We start from the raw sequence: 16,986 nt of genomic DNA, 5'->3' as shown, positions 1-16,986 counted from the left end.
TCTTACAGCTGCATCAGCTTTTTATCGCGTGCCCACTCAGCTGGTGTCATCGCTTTAATGCTGACCGCATGAATATCATTACGCGCAATGTGATCCGTTAGCGGACCATAGATCGTTTGTTGCTTTTTCACACGTGACATCCCGTCAAACATCTCTGCCACAGCAATCACTTCAAAGTGGCTGCCATCGCCTTTGACGTGCAGCTCGTCCACTGACAAAGCCTTTTCTGAAAAAGCGGCCTCTAAAATGGCTTTAACTTCGCTTGCTTCCACGTTTAAACCCCTTCTTGATGCTCAGCATCGTCAAAAAATGTGTCTAAATTACTCAGCGTTAACAACAATTTAAGTTGCTCGGGCACCCCTTGATAACGCACCTGTTGCCCCTGGCTACGTAGTTGCTTATCAAGGTGTAGCAACATCGCCATACCGGCGGAATCGACGCGTGACAACGCGCTTAAATCCAGGCTAAAGGCGGTGTCGGCGGGGAGCCACTGGTCACGCTGACGCCAAAAGTCAGGCACTGTGTCACGATCTAATCGCCCTGACAAGTGATACTGTTGCCCGTCCCCGGCGGTTAAGCGGATGCTCATGAGGCGTCCTGTTTTTGCTTGTCTTCGCGACGGATGGGGCGCTCAGCCAAGGTTTTTAATTGTTCGATGACCGAATCAATGCCATCACGACGTAGCGGCGCTTTCCACTCCGACTGCTTAGACTGGATCATACTCACCCCCTCAGCGGTGACGTCATAGGCTTGCCAATTTCCTGTCCGAGAATTTTTACGTAAACTAAAATCAAGGCGAATTGGCGGTCGTGATGGGTCGGTAATGTCCACCCGCACTTTGACAATTTTATCGTCCGGGGCAATCGGCTGATCTTTTTGTACCTCGACGGCCTGGTCATCATATTCGAGCAGGATTTGGGCATAAGAAGCAATCATGTATTCAGTGAAGGCCTCGGTAAAGGCATCACGCTGCGCCGGTGTCGCTTTGCGATAATACTGCGCCCCTAACACCAACGATGCCGCATACCGGGTATGGATATAAGGCAGCAACTCGTCTTTCACCACATCTCGCAGCAAGTCCGGATCGGCGCGGAATAAGGTGCGATCTTTACGCAAGCGACTAAACGTGTTGTCCGCAACTTGCTCAATCAGCTGATAAGGGTTGGATTGATCAACCGGCTCACTGGCCTGCGCCACAGAACTAAGGCTAGAAACCATTAAGCAAATGGCGCTACCCAGTGCGATCAATGTCTTCTTCATGCTGTTTACTCCTTGTCACCCATGCTGTAGAGGAATTGACCGATCAAGTCTTCTAGCACCAGTGCCGATTTGGTGTCCTGAATTTTATCTCCCGCCTCGAGATAGCCAATGCCGAGGGCTTCATCCACGAAACCTGGGGTAATACCAATGTACTGCTCGCCCAATAACCCCGCGGTATAAATCGAGGCCGAACTTGATTCCGGAAAGCGCCCGGCGTCCGCGTTTATTTGCAAGGTAACCTGAGGGACATACGTCTCTGCATTCAAAGAAATATCTGTGACCTGGCCGACTGTCACGCCGCCCACCTTGACGGGTGAGCGTACTTTCAAACCACCAATATTGTCGAACTCAGCGGTTAAGGTATAGGTATCCGCCCGCCCCCAACGTTGGACATCTGCCACTTGAAACGCCAAGACCAATAACGCTGCAATGCCCGCAATGACAAAGCAGCCTACCCAAAATTCTGTTTTACGACTCTGTTGCATGATTAATTCCCAAACATGAGTGCAGTAAGGACAAAGTCAAGGCCAAGCACGGCCAACGATGAATGTACCACAGTACGTGTGGTGGCGCGGCTGATCCCTTCCGATGTCGGCGTGGCATCATAGCCGTTAAAAAGCGCAATCCAGGTCACAGCCACCGCAAATACCACGCTTTTGATCAGGGCGTTGCCCACGTCATAACCCAGATCAACCGACGCTTGCATCACTGACCAGAAACTGCCGTGATCAATGCCTTTCCAGTCGACGCCAACTAACTCGCCACCCCAAATGCCCACCAGCATAAAAATGACGGCCAGCAGTGGCATGGCGATTACGCCCGCCCAAAAACGCGGGGCAATCACTCGGCGTAGCGGGTCGACCGCCATCATTTCAAGGCTAGAGAGCTGCTCGGTGGCTTTCATCAAGCCTATTTCTGCGGTCAGTGCTGACCCGGCGCGTCCGGCAAACAGCAAGGCGGTCACCACGGGGCCAAGCTCACGCAGCAGCGACAAGGCCACCATTTGCCCAAGGCTGGTTTCCGCGCCAAAGTCTGACAATACCAGATAGCCTTGCAAGCTCAGTACCATGCCAATAAATAAGCCGGACACCATGATGATCGCCAGTGAGCGAACGCCCACCGAATAAAGCTGTTTGACCAACAATGGAAAGGTTTTGCTCGGCTGCGGACGGCCAATCAGTGCGCCTGCCATCACAAAGGTTGCACGGCCCATGGACTCGGCCACACGCATCGCCCGGCGGCCCACATCTTCAATTTGTGTTCTGATCACCGGAAAATCTCCTGCGTTAACTCGCCAGCGGGATAGCGAAAAGGCACAGGGCCATCGGGATGGCCTTCTAAGAATTGTTTGACCCATGGATCAGGGTTGTCACGCAGCGACTGGGGCGAGCCACTGGCGATAATGCGGCTATCAGCCAGTAAATAAACCTGATCGGCAATGCTCATCACCTCAGGGACATCGTGTGAGACCACCACACAGGTCAACCCTAGTGCTTGGTTGAGTTGGCGGATCAAGGTGACCAGTACGCCCATGGTAATCGGGTCTTGGCCGACAAAGGGCTCATCAAACAAAATCAGTTCAGGATCGAGGGCTATCGAGCGTGCGAGTGCTGCACGACGTGCCATGCCGCCAGACAGATCACTGGGCATTAAGTCGTGTGCACCACGCAACCCCACCGCTTCTAACTTAAGCATCACGATGGTGTGGATCAATGACTCGTCTAAAGCGGTATGTTCGCGCAGCGGAAAGGCGACATTGTCAAACACCGACATATCGGTGAACAGCGCCCCTGATTGGAACAGCATACTCATACGCTGACGGACTTCAAACAGCTTGCGTCGTCCTAGAGTAGGAATGGCGTGACCATCAAACACAATCTCGCCCGCATCCGGTTTAAGCTGACCGGCAATCAAACGTAGCAAGGTGGTTTTGCCAATGCCTGATGGCCCCATGATCGCGGTTACCTGGCCACGTGGCACTTGCAAATCAATATTGTCAAAAATGCATCGATTGCCCCGTGAGAAAGTCATCCCACTGATATCTATCAGGCTCTGTGCTGCCATGGCCGCATCTCATGGTTATAAAGGAACAAAATGAAGTGGCTGATAATAAGGCGTCACCCACCCTAACACAAGCCACGCCGCACCTCAGCGCCCGCAGGACGTGACTTATCCCTGATAATAGCAGCTTCTTTTCGCTTTTCGTGTCAGACATCGGTCAGCTTACGTCCGGTAAATGTAACGCCAAGTACGCCCAGGTATTGCCAAACGCGATCCCGGTCAGCCAATAACCACTGCCGACAGCCTCTGTATGGCTAACCATCCTTTCGTGGCTATCGTTTTATCGTGTTCTTTCATGGCGACCATTTCATGGCGACCGTTTCACGGCGACAACTCTCATGTTGATGAATGAAATCGCTGATTTCATCGCTAAAGCACGGGCTTTTCGCTTCACATTTACCCCGTTAGCCGTCAGAATTGCACCTCATTTGAACCCAATCAATAAACGCAAAGGATAGGTGTCATGGTCATAGCGGTTGCCATACTCATTGTTGGACTCATCGTGCTAGTGTGGAGTGCCGACCGATTAGTGTTCGGCGCGGCAGCAATCGCGAAAAACTACGGCGTCTCTCCGCTGGTGATCGGGATGACTATTCTGGCCATGGGCTCCTCCGCCCCCGAGATGATGGTCTCGGCCAATGCTGCCTTAGCAGATAAAACCGACACCGCCGTAGGAAATGTGTTGGGCTCGAATATCGCCAACATCGCGTTAATCCTCGGCTTTACCGCGTTGATCAAGCCCCTTTCTATCGGCTCGACCATTATTCGCCGCGAGCTGCCTTTGATGTTAGGGGTCACCGTCTTGGCTGGGGTGCTGCTTTGGAACAACCACCTGGGCTTTTTTGAAGGGGTGGGGCTGTTCACCCTGTTTGTGATTTTCATCCTAATGATGCTAAAAATCGGCAAAGACTCGGGTGGCACCGATCCAATACTGGCCGACCAACAGTCGGATATTCCTAATGATGTCAGTAACCTGAAAGCGGTGCTGTGGATCATCATTGGTTTGCCATTGCTGCTGGTCTCTTCCGATCAAGTGGTTGACTCGGCGGTGACCATCGCGCAGTACTTTGGCATGAGCGATTTGGTGATCGGCTTGACCATCATCGCCATTGGCACCAGCTTGCCTGAGCTCGCCGCGTCGATAGCGGGGGTAATGAAAGGGGAAGATGATTTGGCCGTCGGCAATATTATCGGCTCAAACGTGTTCAATATTCTCGCGGTGATGGGGATCCCAGGATTACTCAACCCCTCAGCGATCAGTGAGTATGCCATGAGCCGCGATTATTATATTATGTTGGTGCTTTCCATCATGTTGCTGATTTTTGCACTCGGTAAATCACGTAGCATCAACCGCATTGAAGGCGCTGTTTTTCTCCTTTGTTATATCGGCTATCAAGGCTACCTGTTTGTTAACGCAGCAGCCTAAACGGACACGAGTATGAGTGATTACAGTTTTGATTTTCGCCGCGCAGGGCTTGATGTGCTCAACATTGAGCAAGACGCGATTGCGCAGCTAAAAACGGCGATCGATGACCACTTCGCGGCCGCTTGCCAACTCATCTTACATGCCACGGGGAAAGTGGTGGTGATGGGCATGGGTAAATCCGGCCATATTGGTAAAAAAATCGCCGCGACATTGGCCAGCACGGGGACGCCCGCGTTTTTTGTCCATCCAGGGGAAGCCAGCCACGGCGATCTGGGAATGATAAACCAAGGTGATGTGGTACTGGCCATTTCCAACTCGGGGGAAGCCGGTGAAATCTTAACCTTGCTGCCCGTGATTAAACGCCTCGGGATCCCCTTGGTCTGTATGACCGGCAACCCTAATTCCAGCATGGGTCAGCTCGCGAAAGTGAATCTTAATATTCATGTCCCGCAAGAAGCCTGCCCATTGGCCTTGGCCCCCACCTCCAGCACCACCGCCACCTTAGTGATGGGCGATGCCCTCGCGATGGCGTTGATGCAAGCCAGAGGCTTTACCGCGAACGACTTTGCCCTCTCCCACCCCGGCGGCGCACTGGGGCGTAAGCTATTATTACGTATCAGTGATTTAATGCACCAAGACGAGCGCTTACCCGTGGTTGAGGACTCCGCCACCGTCCGTGATGCGCTTTTAGAGGTGTCAGAAAAAGGCCTAGGCATGACAGCGATTGTTGATAGTCATGGGCAACTCACGGGCGTGTTTACCGATGGTGATTTGCGCCGCTTGCTGGATATGCGCATTGACCTGCACACCACCACCATCGGCTCGGTGATGTCGAAAAACCCGGTCACCATTGAGCCGGAACTGCTGGCGGCAGAAGGACTCAAACTCATGGAAGAGCGTAAAATTAACGGGTTGCTGGTTGCCAAAAACGGCCAGCTGCTTGGCGCCCTTAACATGCATGACCTTTTAAAAGCCGGAGTAATGTAATGGCTTCCACTGTGATTGACACCCTTTATGGCCCTGTAGCCGCCGACGTATTTCAACGTGCCGCGGCGATAAAGTTGCTGATTTGTGATATTGATGGCGTGTTCTCCGATGGTCGCGTTTACATGGGCAATCATGGCGAAGAGCTCAAGGCGTTCCATACCCGTGATGGGTATGGCATCAAATCGATCATGAATGCCGGCATTGAGGTCGCGGTGATCACTGGCCGCCAATCGCAGATTGTCGCGAACCGCATGCAGGCGCTCGGTGTCCAACATGTGTATCAAGGACAAAGTGATAAACTTTCGGCGTATCAAGACTTGTGCCGCCATATTGATGTTTTACCCGCCCACACCGCCTATATGGGCGATGACTTAATTGATTGGCCGGTGATGGAGAAAGTCGGGCTTGCCTGCTGTGTCGCGGATGGTCATCCACTCCTTAAGCGTCGCGCGCACTTTGTCACGCAAACAGGCGGTGGCTTCGGCGCCGTGCGTGAAGTGTGCGATCTCATGTTAGAGGCGCGTGGTGAACTCGACCAACACAAGGGCTTGAGTTTATGATCCGGCGGCTTGGCCTGCTTCTATTGGTCGTGCTTTGTAGCGTAAGCGGTTACTATCTATTGGTGCAGCATGGCTGGCAGCAAGTACAACAGGTTACCCCTGATGCTGAAAAGCCGCTTTTTACTGGCGAAGCGATCCAAACTGTGCAATATGATGCGGATGGTGTGCGCAGCTACACCGTACACGCCAAGCATCTTGAGCATTATGCCAAGATTGATGAAACCCACTTTAATGAACCCGTTCTGTGGACGTACAAAGCAGGCACAGAGGAAGAGTGGCGGGTGAGTGCAGACTACGCAATATTGTCCGATGACCACCTGTTGACCATGACGGGCAACGTGCGCATTTTTAACCTACTACCGAATGCACAAATAGATTCGGTAGCCACTGATTCGGTGACCTTGAATCTCACCACGCGAGATTTTTGGTCTGAGAGTCCGACGACGATCACCGGCACCCGTTTTCAAACCAAAGGTCAACGGGTGAAAGGAAATTTCGGTAACCACCAGATGGAATTGTTAGACGATGTTAGAGGCCGATATGAAACGACCCCTCGTTAAAGCGCTGGCAGGTGCCATGTTGCTACTGTCGCATTACTCACTGGCTCTAAGCAGTGATACTGAGCAACCTATTCACATTCAATCAGAAAGCCAGCACCTGGATATGGCCACCAACACGGTGACCTTTACCCAGAATGTGGTCCTGACCCAAGGCAGCATTAAAATCTTGGCTGATAAACTGATCGTGATTCGCCCGGAGGGCCAAGAGGGGGATGAAACCATCGAAGCCTATGGCAAGCCGGCCACGTTTGAGCAAACCATGGACGATGGCAAAGAGATTCATGGCGAAGCCAACAAGCTGCGCTACGAAGTGGGCAATGAATTTCTTAAAATGTCGACCAATGCGATGCTTGAGCAAAGTGGCAATCAGGTGGAAGGCAACGTGATCACCTATGAAATCGACAAGCAACAGCTTGTGGCAGAAAGTGATAGCACCAAACGCGTCACCACGATTTTGCAGCCGAGCACCAAGTCGTCATCCTCTCAGGATGCATCCACGTCAGACGAGCAATAAGAGGCGACATGGCAACACTCACAGCGGCCAATCTGGCCAAAAGTTATAAAGGGCGAAAGGTGGTCGCCGATGTCAGCTTAGAAGTGAAATCCGGTGAAATTGTTGGTCTTTTAGGCCCTAACGGTGCGGGTAAAACCACCTCGTTTTACATGATTGTCGGCTTGGTCGCTCGTGACGAAGGGGCCATCTATATCGATGACAAAGACATCAGCATTCAGCCGATGCATAACCGCTCACGCTTGGGGATCGGCTACTTGCCACAAGAGGCGTCGATATTTCGTAAGCTGAGCGTCTACGATAACCTGATGGCGGTGCTACAAACCCGTAAGTCGCTAAGCAAAGAAGAGCGCCAAGACAAGGCAGAAGATTTGCTCGATGAGTTTAATATCCAGCATATCCGTGACAGCTTGGGGATGGCCTTATCCGGCGGTGAACGCCGTCGGGTAGAAATCGCGCGTGCATTGGCCGCCAATCCGAAATTTATTTTGCTGGATGAGCCCTTTGCCGGGGTCGATCCGATATCGGTGATCGATATTAAGAAAATCATCGAGCATTTACGTGATCGTGGCTTAGGCGTATTGATCACCGACCACAATGTGCGCGAAACGCTCAGTGTCTGTGAACATGCTTACATTGTCAGCCAAGGACACTTGATTGCACACGGCACCCCTGATGAAGTGCTTAATGATGAGCATGTCAAACGGGTCTATTTGGGTGATCAATTCAAACTCTAGTGCGCCCGATCATGCCAGCTTGGTGAGCGTGTTCGGATAAAATATAGTGGACTGGCTCACGCTACAAACTGCCAATCAAGGCTATAGTTACTAAAGAGCGCTTGCCCTGTTAGCCAGAGCAAGCGTTTTTAACCTCTTCGGTCGTTGAAATAAGGAAAGGTGTACCGCCTCTATGAAACCCACGCTTCAGCTTAAGCTTGGACAACAACTCGCAATGACACCGCAGTTGCAACAGGCGATCCGTCTGTTGCAACTGTCGACGCTGGACTTGCAACAGGAAATCCAAGAAGCGTTGGAAAGTAACCCGCTGTTGGAGCATGACGAGGGCCAAGAGCAAGAGGCCACTCAGCACGAGCCATCCCATGATAAAGACGCGGACGCACAAGAAACTGCAACCGCCAGCGCCGACACCATGGAAACCTCTGACGCGTTTGAAAAGAACGAAATGCCAGACGATCTCCCGGTCGATACTACCTGGGATCATCTCTACTCGGCTGGCACGGGCAACACGGGCGCAGGTGCCAGCGGATACGACGACCAACCGGTTTATCAAGGCGAAACCACCCAAACGCTATACGACTACTTAAAATGGCAGCTCGAGCTGACGCCTTTTTCGGAAAACGATCAGGTGATTGCGATGGCGATCATTGATGCGGTGGACGATCAAGGTTACCTGTCAGTGAGTACCGAAGAGATCCTCGATAGCTTAGGCAGCGAAGAGATTGAACTTGACGAAGTCGAAGCGGTGCTCAAACGCGTGCAGCATTTTGATCCCCTAGGCGTTGCCTCTCGCACACTGCAAGAGTGCTTGATGCTGCAACTGGCAACCTACGACGCCGATACCCCTTGGCTGGATGACGCGCGGAAGGTGCTCACCGAACACATGGACTTGCTCGCCAACCGTGATTATCGCCAGTTGATGCGTGAAACCCGGCTAAAAGAGCCTGAGCTTAAATCCGTGATGCAATTGATTCATAGCCTCGAGCCACGCCCAGGTAACTTGATTGTGACCAACGAGGCCGAATACGTCGTCCCTGATGTCTCCGTGTTTAAGCATCAAGGTCAGTGGGTGGTTCAAATCAACCCAGATAGTGTGCCCAAACTAAAAGTGAATGAGCAATACGCCGCCTATGGCCGTAATGGGTGTAGCCCTTCTGATAGCCAGTTTATTCGCTCACACCTGCAAGAAGCCAAGTGGCTGATCAAAAGCCTCGAGAGCCGCAATGACACCTTGCTGAAGGTAGCACGCTGTATTGTCGAACATCAGCATGACTTCTTTGAGTATGGGGAAGAGGCCATGAAGCCGATGGTGCTTAACGACATCGCCTTGGATGTCGATATGCATGAATCAACCATCTCCCGTGTGACCACCCAAAAGTTCATGCATACGCCACGCGGTATTTTCGAGCTGAAGTACTTTTTCTCTAGTCACGTCAGTACCGACAATGGCGGCGAGTGCTCATCCACAGCAATTCGCGCACTGATCAAAAAATTGGTCGCTGACGAGCCGGCTAATAAGCCGCTTAGCGACAGTAAGATTGCCACATTGCTGGCCGAGCAAGGCATTAAAGTTGCACGACGGACCATTGCTAAGTACCGAGAATCTCTAGGTATTGCACCGTCAAACCAGCGTAAGCGTCTACTATAGGCGCCTCAACAGAAGGAAAGTGTGTATGCAAATCAATCTGACCGGACAGTCTGTCGACGTCACGCCACCACTACGCGAGTATGTGGAGACCAAGTTTGCTAAACTCGAGCGCTTTTTCGAGCACATTAATAATGTCCATGTTGTACTGAATGTCCAAAAGCTCGACCAGATTGCAGAAGCAACGCTCCACGTCAACAACGGGGAGATCCATGCAAAAGCACAATCGCATGATATGTATGCGGCCATCGATGGGCTGACCGATAAGCTGGTCAAGCAACTGAGTAAACACAAAGAAAAGCTCAAACAGCACTAAGCTATGGAACTGAAAGAAGTACTGTCAGTGGACTGCACCCGCAGTGCCGTCCACTGCTCTAGCAAGAAACGCGCACTGGAAATTATCAGCCAGGTTGCTGCGGACAAGCTAGGCACCAACGCACAAACCTTGTTTGAATGCATGCTAAGTCGCGAAAAGCTGGGGACGACCGGCATAGGAGCGGGGATTGCCATTCCCCATGGTCGCACACTCGATAGCCAACATGCCGTGGGGGTGCTGCTACAATGCGCCCAGCCCATTGAGTTTGATGCGGTGGACAAACGGCCTGTCGATCTGCTGTTCGCGCTACTGGTGCCCGACGAGCAGTGCAAGGTACACCTGCAAACCCTGTCCGCGATTGCCGAGAAGTTGAATGACAAAAAGCTGTGTCGTCAACTGCGCAATGCTAATTCAGACCAAGAGCTGTACAATATCATTACCCAATAATGGGCAATGCTGACGGGAGCGAACTATGATGCTAAAAATTGTTAGTGGCCGTTCCGGCTCAGGAAAGTCAGTGGCATTGCGGGTGCTGGAAGATCTTGGCTATTACTGCGTTGATAACCTGCCCGTCAACTTACTGCGTGACTTTGTGGTCTCTCAAGACGATGTGGACGCCAAGATTGCGGTCAGTCTCGATATTCGCAATTTCCCTAACGCTAAAGAACCGGTTGCCGACACCTTGGCGGCGCTGCGCGACATCTGCGATGTTACTGTGTACTATTTAGACGCCGACGATAAAGATCTGATTAAACGCTTCAGTGAAACGCGTCGGTTGCATCCACTGTCTCGCCAAAACCTTTCTTTAGAGCAAGCCATTTTGGCCGAGCGTCAGCAGATGGCGCCAATTAAAGAGCACGCGGATCGGGTGATTAACACCACGGGCTTGTCGATTCACGACTTAAGTGAGTCCGTACGTTCATTGGTGCTAGGTCGCACCAGTAGTGATTTGGTGATGGTGTTTGAATCTTTTGGCTTTAAACATGGCTTGCCTGCCGATGCCGATTATGTGTTTGATGTTCGCTTTCTCCCCAATCCACACTGGGAGCCCGCGCTCCGCCCTCATACTGGCTTGGAAAAACCGGTGCGTATGTTTCTTGCCGCCCAGCCTGACGTGGCAATGTTAGTGGCGCAGATTAAAGGGTTTCTCGAGTCTTGGTTACCTGCGCTTAAAAATAACAACCGTAGTTATGTCACCGTGGCGATTGGCTGTACTGGGGGCAAACACCGCTCGGTGTATGTCGCGCAATACTTATCGGATTATTTTCAGGAGCTGGGCGAGCAAGTGCAAACACGTCACCGTACCTTGGAGCAAAAACAGTGACCTCGATATCGGCTCAAGTGTGTATTCGTAACCGCTTAGGTTTGCATGCGCGCGCGGCGATCAAATTAGTGGAACTGATGCAAGATTATGATGCTGATGTGATACTGCAAAGCGCGGATAAATCCGCGACGGCTGACAGTGTGATGGCGATGCTGATGCTGGAATCGGCGCAAGGTGAAACCATTACCGTTTCAGCCACTGGCCCACAAGCATCGCCTGCTCTCGATGCCGTGAAAGCATTATTTGAAGCCGGCTTCGACGAAGACAGCTAAATCGTCTCCCCTTCTATGCCACTGCGCAGACCAGCGCGTTGAATCGCGCTAAATCCCGCCGATAACCGATTTGTCATGCGACAGACTCCCCTGATTGGGTTAGAATTTTAGTCATTGCATTTGGGGGAGTGGCCGATGGCAGAAACACTAGAACAAGAACAAAGTAACCTAACCCACCAACGGCTCCAAGAAGTCACTCAATTGCTCGAGCAAGGGATGTTCGTTCGCGTACGCCGTATGCTCGAGGACATGGAGCCAGAAGACATAGCACACCTTTTAGAGGCCTCTCCACCGAAAGGCCGTCTAGTGCTTTGGCAGCTCACCGATCCTGAAGATCAAGGTGAGATCCTTGATGAGCTATCAGAAGATGTGAAAGACGGCATCATGGTTCGCATGGCCCCTGACCAGCTCGCGGCAGCGACGGAGGGGATGGAAACCGATGATGTGGCTTACTTGCTCCGCAGCCTACCGCAAGACGTGTCCCAAGACGTGCTGGCGGAAATGGACGCCCAAGACAGGACGCGGGTACAGCAAGCCCTTTCTTACCCCGAGGAGTCCGCTGGCGGGATCATGAACACGGACGTCATCACTATCCGTGATGATGTCACCGTGGATGTGGTATTGCGCTATTTGCGGATGCGCGGTGAGTTACCCGACACCACAGATACCCTGTATGTGATCGACCCCAACGGCCGCTTGATTGGTAACTTGCCGATCAGTGCCCTGTTGGTTAACCAGCCGGATACCGATATCGCTGACATCATGGATGCCCCGGATGAAGCGATCAGTGTCACCATGGACGACGGGGATGTCGCCAGCTTGTTTGAACGCCGTAATTGGGTCTCTGCGCCCGTGGTGGATGAGCATAATCACTTGGTTGGTCGGATCACCATTGATGATGTGGTAGACATTATTCGTGAAGACGCTGAACACTCAATGATGAGCATGGCAGGTCTTGATGACGAGGAAGACACCTTTGCCCCCGCGTTTAAAAGTGCGCGTCGCCGTAGTATTTGGCTAGGGATCAATGTGTTGGCAGCGTTAACCGCGGCCTCGGTGTCCAACATGTTTGAAGGGACCCTGGATAAAATGGCGGCGATTGCGGTGTTGATGACCATTGTTCCCTCCATGGGCGGTGTGGCCGGTAACCAGACCGTCGCCTTGGTGATTCGCGGCCTGGCCGTTGGCCATATTGGTGATTCCAACACCCGCTGGCTGTTGGCCAAAGAAGCCACTGTCGGCATGATTAACGGCCTAGTGTGGTCGATGATCATTGGCGGTGTAGTGGTGTTATGGAAAGGTAATATTGAGCTGGGCTTGATCATCTCAGGCGCGATGATGGTTAACCTGTTTGTCGCAGGTATTGCTGGGGTAGCGATACCGACGTTGCTGAAAAAGTACAATATCGATCCGGCATTGGCGGGGGGATGGCGCTGACCACGGTCACCGATGTGGTCGGTCTGCTCGCCTTTTTAGGGCTGGCTACCTTATTTATTACTTAGCCTCTGTCGTATAAAAAAGGCGAGCCACCTGGCTCGCCTTTCTCATTGGATAGCTTGAAACCGCGTCATTACTCGTCCAAGAAACTACGCAATGTCTCAGAGCGGCTTGGGTGACGTAACTTACGCAGCGCTTTCGCCTCAATCTGGCGAATACGTTCACGGGTCACATCAAACTGCTTACCCACTTCTTCCAGGGTATGGTCGGTATTCATTTCAATACCAAAGCGCATACGCAGGACTTTCGCTTCACGCGGTGTCAGACCGGCCAGCACATCATTGGTCGCCATCTTAAGATTGTTCGACGTCGCCGAATCCATCGGTAGCTCCAAGGTCGTGTCCTCGATAAAGTCACCCAAGTGTGAATCTTCGTCATCACCAATTGGGGTTTCCATCGAGATCGGCTCTTTAGCGATCTTCAATACCTTGCGAATTTTGTCTTCCGGCATCAACATCCGTTCAGCCAGCTCTTCAGGCAACGGCTCTCGGCCCATTTCCTGAAGCATCTGACGCGAAATGCGATTGAGCTTGTTGATGGTCTCAATCATGTGCACCGGAATACGGATGGTTCGCGCTTGGTCAGCAATCGAGCGCGTGATTGCCTGACGGATCCACCAAGTCGCATAGGTTGAGAACTTATAGCCACGGCGATATTCAAACTTATCGACCGCTTTCATCAAGCCAATGTTACCTTCCTGGATAAGGTCCAAGAACTGTAGGCCACGGTTGGTGTATTTCTTAGCAATCGAAATAACCAGACGTAGGTTGGCCTCAACCATTTCTTTTTTCGCACGGCGTGCTTTCGCTTCACCGATAGACATGCGACGGCTGATGTCTTTGATCCGCTCGACCGACAAGCCCGTCTCTTCTTCGATAATCTTCAGCTTCTGCACACAGCGGCGAAGATCTTCTTCGTAACGCGCCACACGCTCTGCGTAAGGCTTGCCAGAGTTCAGCGCTTCGTCAATCCATGCATCCGATGACTCATTGCCCGCAAACAGTTGCACGAAGGTTTTCTTCGGCATTTTGGCCTGGTCGACACAAAGACGCATCACCAAACGCTCTTGGGTGCGCACCTTGTCCATGGTTTGACGCATGTCATTAACCAGACGATCAAACTGCTTGGGGATCAGACGGAACTGCTTAAACGTTTCAGACAGCGCATCGATCGACGCTTTAGTACGCTCATCATAACGACCGTACTGTTGGATCGCGGTTTCCATCGCCGCATAGGTACGACGAAGCTCGCTGAACTTCTCACGCGCCAGTTCAGGATCGATACCAACATCTTCATCACTCTCATCGTCTTCGTCGGTATCGTCTTTTTCTTCGTCTTCATCATCTTCGTCATCAAGCTCTTTTTCGCTGAGCTCGGAGCCGATATGGGTCGCCGTGGGCGCGACGTCATCCTGGTCTGGATCGATAAAACCAGAAATAATGTCGGTTAAGCGAAGCTCTTCCGCTTCCACTTTATCGAACTGATCAAGCAGTGAGGCAATCGAGGCCGGATATTCTGCCACCGAACACTGCACCTGGTTGATGCCGTCTTCGATACGCTTGGCGATATCGATCTCACCCTCACGGGTCAACAGCTCAACCGTGCCCATTTCTCGCATATACATGCGAACAGGATCCGTGGTGCGACCGATTTCACTCTCCACGCTAGAAAGTGCCGCCGCCGCTTCTTCGGCTGCGTCTTCGTCGGCCACGGTTTCTGACATCATTAGCTCATCGGCATCAGGGGCGGATTCCACCACTTGAATGCCCATGTCGTTAATCATCTGAATGATGTCTTCTATTTGGTCGGAATCGACAATGTCTTCCGGGAGGTGGTCATTAACTTCGGCATAGGTCAGATAGCCTTGCTCCTTGCCTTTTGCGACAAGCAACTTCAGCTGTGACTGCGGATTTTGATCCATAGACGATATCCAACTTCGGGTCTGAGTGAAGAATTTAGTATGCGGAAACGCAAACCGCCAATTTTAACAAATGTCACCTTTGCTGGCTACTTTCTAAACGGACTGGCTCTGTATCAGTAGCATCAGTTCCCGCTTCTCTTCGACTGATAAGCCGACGGTATTTGACTTCGCTTGCAACTTGGCTATTTGTTGTTCGACACACTGGGCGAGTATTTTATCCAGTGAATCGCAAAAAAGTTCTGACGCATTTTCATCGTCAACATGTAGATCCCAGCCAGCCAACCGGGCTAGCAAGGCTTCTTGCTTGGTTCCCCGCCAGTGCTCTAGCAACTGACCGGTAGTGATATGGGGGCGCTGTCGGCAAATCTCAAGGATGGGGTTTAACAACGCTAACCCGGGTAAATCAATGGTATCGGCCGATGGCAACGGCGGCACTTCTTGGCCGAGTTTGGGGTACTGCACTAACAGCGCAATCACCTCACGCATCGGCGTGCGCTTAATGTCCTGTTGACCATGCACTTTCACCGGCTGACCCTGACGACGAATCAGGGTATCAAGCTGATGATCATCCATAATCCCCAGCTTCTGTCCTAGGGTATTACGCAAGTAAAGCCGCAAGGTATCACCCGGCACCTTTTCAATCAGCGGCACCGCCAAATTCGCCAGCTTGGCTTTCCCCTCTTGGCTACTGGTATCCACCTGCTTGAGCAAGGTGGTAAACATAAAGGTCGATAAACTCTGCGCCTCGCCCAGACGCTGCTCAAACCCTTCTTTGCCTTCTTGGCGGATGATAGAGTCCGGGTCGTCACCGTCAGGCAAAAACATAAATTTTAACTGGCGGCCATCGTGGATATAAGGCAGCGCTTGCTCCATCGCCCGCCAAGCGGCATCGCGTCCTGCTCTATCGCCGTCGTAGCAACACAGTATAGTACCGGTTTGCCGGAAAAGGGTTTGAATATGCTCGCCCGTGGTCGAGGTGCCCAAGGAGGCCACCGCATAATCCACGCCAAATTGCGCCAACGCGACCACGTCCATGTACCCTTCTACCACGAGTATACGCTCGGGATGGCGATAGCGTTGCATCACCTCATACAAGCCGTATAGCTCACGCCCTTTATGGAAAATCGGCGTTTCTGGCGAGTTAAGGTATTTGGGGGTGCCATCCCCTAATACACGGCCACCAAAACCGATTACTCGCCCACGGCGATCACGGATTGGGAACATCACGCGGCCACGGAACCTGTCGTAGCTATGGCCGTTATCGTTCTCAATCAACATGCCAGCGGTGAGCAACTGACGAATATCAGCTTGATTGCGACCAAAGCGGCGCTTAATGGTGTCCCATTTATCCGGGACAAAGCCAATACCAAATTGCTTAACTACTTCGCCGGATAGACCACGCTGTTTGAGGTAATCAATGGCCACTTGCCCCGCATCAGTGCGTAGTTCGCCACTGTAGGTACGCGCAATGGCTTCCATCATCTCGTAGATCTGACGCTTGTCATCACTGGGCATACTCGGACGCGTGTTGCCGCCCCCGGTTTGCTCACGAGGTACCTCTAAGCCTAAGGTGCTGGCGAGCTCTTCGATGGCATCAGGAAACTCCAGTCGCTCGAATTCCATCACAAAGTCGATAGCATTGCCGTGCACACCACATCCGAAGCAGTGATAAAACTGCTTGTCTTGGCTTACACTGAATGAAGGCGTCTTTTCGTTATGGAAAGGGCAACAGGCACTGTAGTTTTTGCCTTTTTTCTTGAGCTTGACCCGTGCATCAATGATCTCAACGATGTCGAGACGTGAAAGCAAGTCATCAATGAATGCGCGCGGGATTCTGCCTGCCATAACCTGAAATTTATAGGGAGAGAAGCAAACAAGCCGCGCCGTCCAAATAAGGAAAGCACGGCTT

The 16,986-nt window shown here is 52.0% G+C and carries 19 protein-coding genes and 1 pseudogene; 12 read left to right on the top strand and 8 right to left on the bottom strand.

Annotated features, from left to right (window positions below):
• Nucleotides 1–2 precede the first annotated feature (2 nt).
• The 6 genes from ibaG to mlaF are packed head-to-tail and all read right to left on the bottom strand — an operon-like array spanning nucleotide 3 to nucleotide 3,324.
• Nucleotides 3–272 (bottom strand): BolA family iron metabolism protein IbaG, encoded by a 270-nt coding sequence (ibaG, locus tag FCN78_RS01875; RefSeq protein ID WP_077484160.1) that lies wholly within the window; start codon nucleotides 270–272, stop codon nucleotides 3–5.
• A gap of 2 nt (nucleotides 273–274) precedes the next feature.
• Complete coding sequence (locus FCN78_RS01870; RefSeq protein WP_077600035.1) at nucleotides 275–589, bottom strand: STAS domain-containing protein; 315 nt, start codon at nucleotides 587–589, stop codon at nucleotides 275–277.
• Nucleotides 586–1,260 carry a phospholipid-binding protein MlaC gene (mlaC, locus tag FCN78_RS01865; protein ID WP_069363314.1) on the bottom strand — a complete coding sequence of 225 codons (675 nt, stop codon included), beginning with the start codon at nucleotides 1,258–1,260 and terminating at the stop codon, nucleotides 586–588. Before mlaC ends, FCN78_RS01870 begins: the two co-directional genes overlap by 4 nt.
• Before the next feature lie 5 nt (nucleotides 1,261–1,265).
• Nucleotides 1,266–1,745 carry an outer membrane lipid asymmetry maintenance protein MlaD gene (gene mlaD / locus FCN78_RS01860; RefSeq protein ID WP_069363313.1) on the bottom strand — a complete coding sequence of 160 codons (480 nt, stop codon included), beginning with the start codon at nucleotides 1,743–1,745 and terminating at the stop codon, nucleotides 1,266–1,268.
• 2 nt (nucleotides 1,746–1,747) lie between these two features.
• Entirely contained in the window at nucleotides 1,748–2,527 is a 780-nt protein-coding gene (mlaE, locus tag FCN78_RS01855) for a lipid asymmetry maintenance ABC transporter permease subunit MlaE (RefSeq protein WP_369801985.1), read from the bottom strand.
• Nucleotides 2,527–3,324 (bottom strand): phospholipid ABC transporter ATP-binding protein MlaF, encoded by a 798-nt coding sequence (gene mlaF, locus FCN78_RS01850; RefSeq protein ID WP_077659040.1) that lies wholly within the window; start codon nucleotides 3,322–3,324, stop codon nucleotides 2,527–2,529. The genes mlaE and mlaF overlap by 1 nt, the downstream gene beginning before the upstream one ends.
• Nucleotides 3,325–3,784: 460 nt before the next feature.
• On the opposite strand from mlaF, the gene FCN78_RS01845 reads away from it, so the two are divergent.
• The 12 genes and pseudogenes from FCN78_RS01845 (at nucleotide 3,785) to mgtE (ending at nucleotide 13,161) form a co-directional block, all read left to right on the top strand.
• Nucleotides 3,785–4,747 carry a calcium/sodium antiporter gene (locus tag FCN78_RS01845; RefSeq protein WP_046073915.1) on the top strand — a complete coding sequence of 321 codons (963 nt, stop codon included), beginning with the start codon at nucleotides 3,785–3,787 and terminating at the stop codon, nucleotides 4,745–4,747.
• A gap of 12 nt (nucleotides 4,748–4,759) precedes the next feature.
• Nucleotides 4,760–5,734, top strand: a complete 975-nt coding sequence (locus FCN78_RS01840; protein WP_077659039.1) for a KpsF/GutQ family sugar-phosphate isomerase — start codon at nucleotides 4,760–4,762, stop codon at nucleotides 5,732–5,734.
• Nucleotides 5,734–6,294, top strand: coding sequence for a 3-deoxy-manno-octulosonate-8-phosphatase KdsC (gene kdsC / locus FCN78_RS01835; RefSeq protein WP_077659038.1), 561 nt, complete (start codon nucleotides 5,734–5,736; stop codon nucleotides 6,292–6,294). The genes FCN78_RS01840 and kdsC overlap by 1 nt, the downstream gene beginning before the upstream one ends.
• Nucleotides 6,291–6,854, top strand: coding sequence for an LPS export ABC transporter periplasmic protein LptC (lptC, locus tag FCN78_RS01830; RefSeq protein ID WP_069363307.1), 564 nt, complete (start codon nucleotides 6,291–6,293; stop codon nucleotides 6,852–6,854). The genes kdsC and lptC overlap by 4 nt, the downstream gene beginning before the upstream one ends.
• A complete protein-coding gene (gene lptA, locus FCN78_RS01825) occupies nucleotides 6,835–7,368 on the top strand; it encodes a lipopolysaccharide transport periplasmic protein LptA (protein WP_077484491.1) in 534 nt (177 codons plus the stop codon). Before lptC ends, lptA begins: the two co-directional genes overlap by 20 nt.
• Nucleotides 7,369–7,376: 8 nt before the next feature.
• Nucleotides 7,377–8,102 (top strand): LPS export ABC transporter ATP-binding protein, encoded by a 726-nt coding sequence (gene lptB / locus FCN78_RS01820; RefSeq protein WP_046073911.1) that lies wholly within the window; start codon nucleotides 7,377–7,379, stop codon nucleotides 8,100–8,102.
• Between the two features lie 172 nt (nucleotides 8,103–8,274).
• Complete coding sequence (locus FCN78_RS01815) at nucleotides 8,275–9,750, top strand: RNA polymerase factor sigma-54 (protein ID WP_077457699.1); 1,476 nt, start codon at nucleotides 8,275–8,277, stop codon at nucleotides 9,748–9,750.
• Between the two features lie 25 nt (nucleotides 9,751–9,775).
• On the top strand, nucleotides 9,776–10,063 hold the full coding sequence (gene hpf / locus FCN78_RS01810; RefSeq protein ID WP_046073909.1) for a ribosome hibernation promoting factor: 288 nt from the start codon (nucleotides 9,776–9,778) through the stop codon (nucleotides 10,061–10,063).
• Nucleotides 10,064–10,066: 3 nt separating this feature from the next.
• On the top strand, nucleotides 10,067–10,510 hold the full coding sequence (gene ptsN / locus FCN78_RS01805; protein ID WP_069363305.1) for a PTS IIA-like nitrogen regulatory protein PtsN: 444 nt from the start codon (nucleotides 10,067–10,069) through the stop codon (nucleotides 10,508–10,510).
• 25 nt (nucleotides 10,511–10,535) lie between these two features.
• Nucleotides 10,536–11,387, top strand: a complete 852-nt coding sequence (gene rapZ, locus FCN78_RS01800; RefSeq protein WP_069363304.1) for an RNase adapter RapZ — start codon at nucleotides 10,536–10,538, stop codon at nucleotides 11,385–11,387.
• Complete coding sequence (locus FCN78_RS01795; protein ID WP_069363303.1) at nucleotides 11,384–11,659, top strand: HPr family phosphocarrier protein; 276 nt, start codon at nucleotides 11,384–11,386, stop codon at nucleotides 11,657–11,659. The genes rapZ and FCN78_RS01795 overlap by 4 nt, the downstream gene beginning before the upstream one ends.
• Nucleotides 11,660–11,794: 135 nt before the next feature.
• Nucleotides 11,795–13,161, top strand: a pseudogene (mgtE, locus tag FCN78_RS01790) (magnesium transporter).
• 68 nt (nucleotides 13,162–13,229) lie between these two features.
• Here the strand turns inward: mgtE and rpoD are convergent.
• Together rpoD and dnaG are read right to left on the bottom strand one after the other, a co-directional pair.
• On the bottom strand, nucleotides 13,230–15,077 hold the full coding sequence (gene rpoD / locus FCN78_RS01785; RefSeq protein ID WP_069363301.1) for an RNA polymerase sigma factor RpoD: 1,848 nt from the start codon (nucleotides 15,075–15,077) through the stop codon (nucleotides 13,230–13,232).
• A gap of 93 nt (nucleotides 15,078–15,170) precedes the next feature.
• Nucleotides 15,171–16,922, bottom strand: coding sequence for a DNA primase (gene dnaG / locus FCN78_RS01780; RefSeq protein ID WP_069363300.1), 1,752 nt, complete (start codon nucleotides 16,920–16,922; stop codon nucleotides 15,171–15,173).
• Between the last annotated feature and the right edge of the window lie 64 nt (nucleotides 16,923–16,986).

The organism is Salinivibrio kushneri (assembly GCF_005280275.1).
Classification (GTDB): Bacteria; Pseudomonadota; Gammaproteobacteria; order Enterobacterales; family Vibrionaceae; genus Salinivibrio; species Salinivibrio kushneri.
This window is presented reverse-complemented; position numbering and strand designations above follow the sequence as displayed.

What these genes read in the sequence shown, in the direction of transcription:
- FCN78_RS01870 (WP_077600035.1), bottom strand. Translation starts at nt 589, where the DNA reads ATGAGCATCCGCTTAACCGCCGGGGACGGGCAACAGTATCACTTGTCA.
- mlaC (WP_069363314.1), bottom strand. Translation starts at nt 1,260, where the DNA reads ATGAAGAAGACATTGATCGCACTGGGTAGCGCCATTTGCTTAATGGTT.
- mlaD (WP_069363313.1), bottom strand. Translation starts at nt 1,745, where the DNA reads ATGCAACAGAGTCGTAAAACAGAATTTTGGGTAGGCTGCTTTGTCATT.
- mlaF (WP_077659040.1), bottom strand. Translation starts at nt 3,324, where the DNA reads ATGGCAGCACAGAGCCTGATAGATATCAGTGGGATGACTTTCTCACGG.
- FCN78_RS01845 (WP_046073915.1), top strand. Translation starts at nt 3,785, where the DNA reads ATGGTCATAGCGGTTGCCATACTCATTGTTGGACTCATCGTGCTAGTG.
- FCN78_RS01840 (WP_077659039.1), top strand. Translation starts at nt 4,760, where the DNA reads ATGAGTGATTACAGTTTTGATTTTCGCCGCGCAGGGCTTGATGTGCTC.
- kdsC (WP_077659038.1), top strand. Translation starts at nt 5,734, where the DNA reads ATGGCTTCCACTGTGATTGACACCCTTTATGGCCCTGTAGCCGCCGAC.
- lptC (WP_069363307.1), top strand. Translation starts at nt 6,291, where the DNA reads ATGATCCGGCGGCTTGGCCTGCTTCTATTGGTCGTGCTTTGTAGCGTA.
- lptA (WP_077484491.1), top strand. Translation starts at nt 6,835, where the DNA reads ATGAAACGACCCCTCGTTAAAGCGCTGGCAGGTGCCATGTTGCTACTG.
- lptB (WP_046073911.1), top strand. Translation starts at nt 7,377, where the DNA reads ATGGCAACACTCACAGCGGCCAATCTGGCCAAAAGTTATAAAGGGCGA.
- FCN78_RS01815 (WP_077457699.1), top strand. Translation starts at nt 8,275, where the DNA reads ATGAAACCCACGCTTCAGCTTAAGCTTGGACAACAACTCGCAATGACA.
- hpf (WP_046073909.1), top strand. Translation starts at nt 9,776, where the DNA reads ATGCAAATCAATCTGACCGGACAGTCTGTCGACGTCACGCCACCACTA.
- ptsN (WP_069363305.1), top strand. Translation starts at nt 10,067, where the DNA reads ATGGAACTGAAAGAAGTACTGTCAGTGGACTGCACCCGCAGTGCCGTC.
- rapZ (WP_069363304.1), top strand. Translation starts at nt 10,536, where the DNA reads ATGATGCTAAAAATTGTTAGTGGCCGTTCCGGCTCAGGAAAGTCAGTG.
- rpoD (WP_069363301.1), bottom strand. Translation starts at nt 15,077, where the DNA reads ATGGATCAAAATCCGCAGTCACAGCTGAAGTTGCTTGTCGCAAAAGGC.
- dnaG (WP_069363300.1), bottom strand. Translation starts at nt 16,922, where the DNA reads ATGGCAGGCAGAATCCCGCGCGCATTCATTGATGACTTGCTTTCACGT.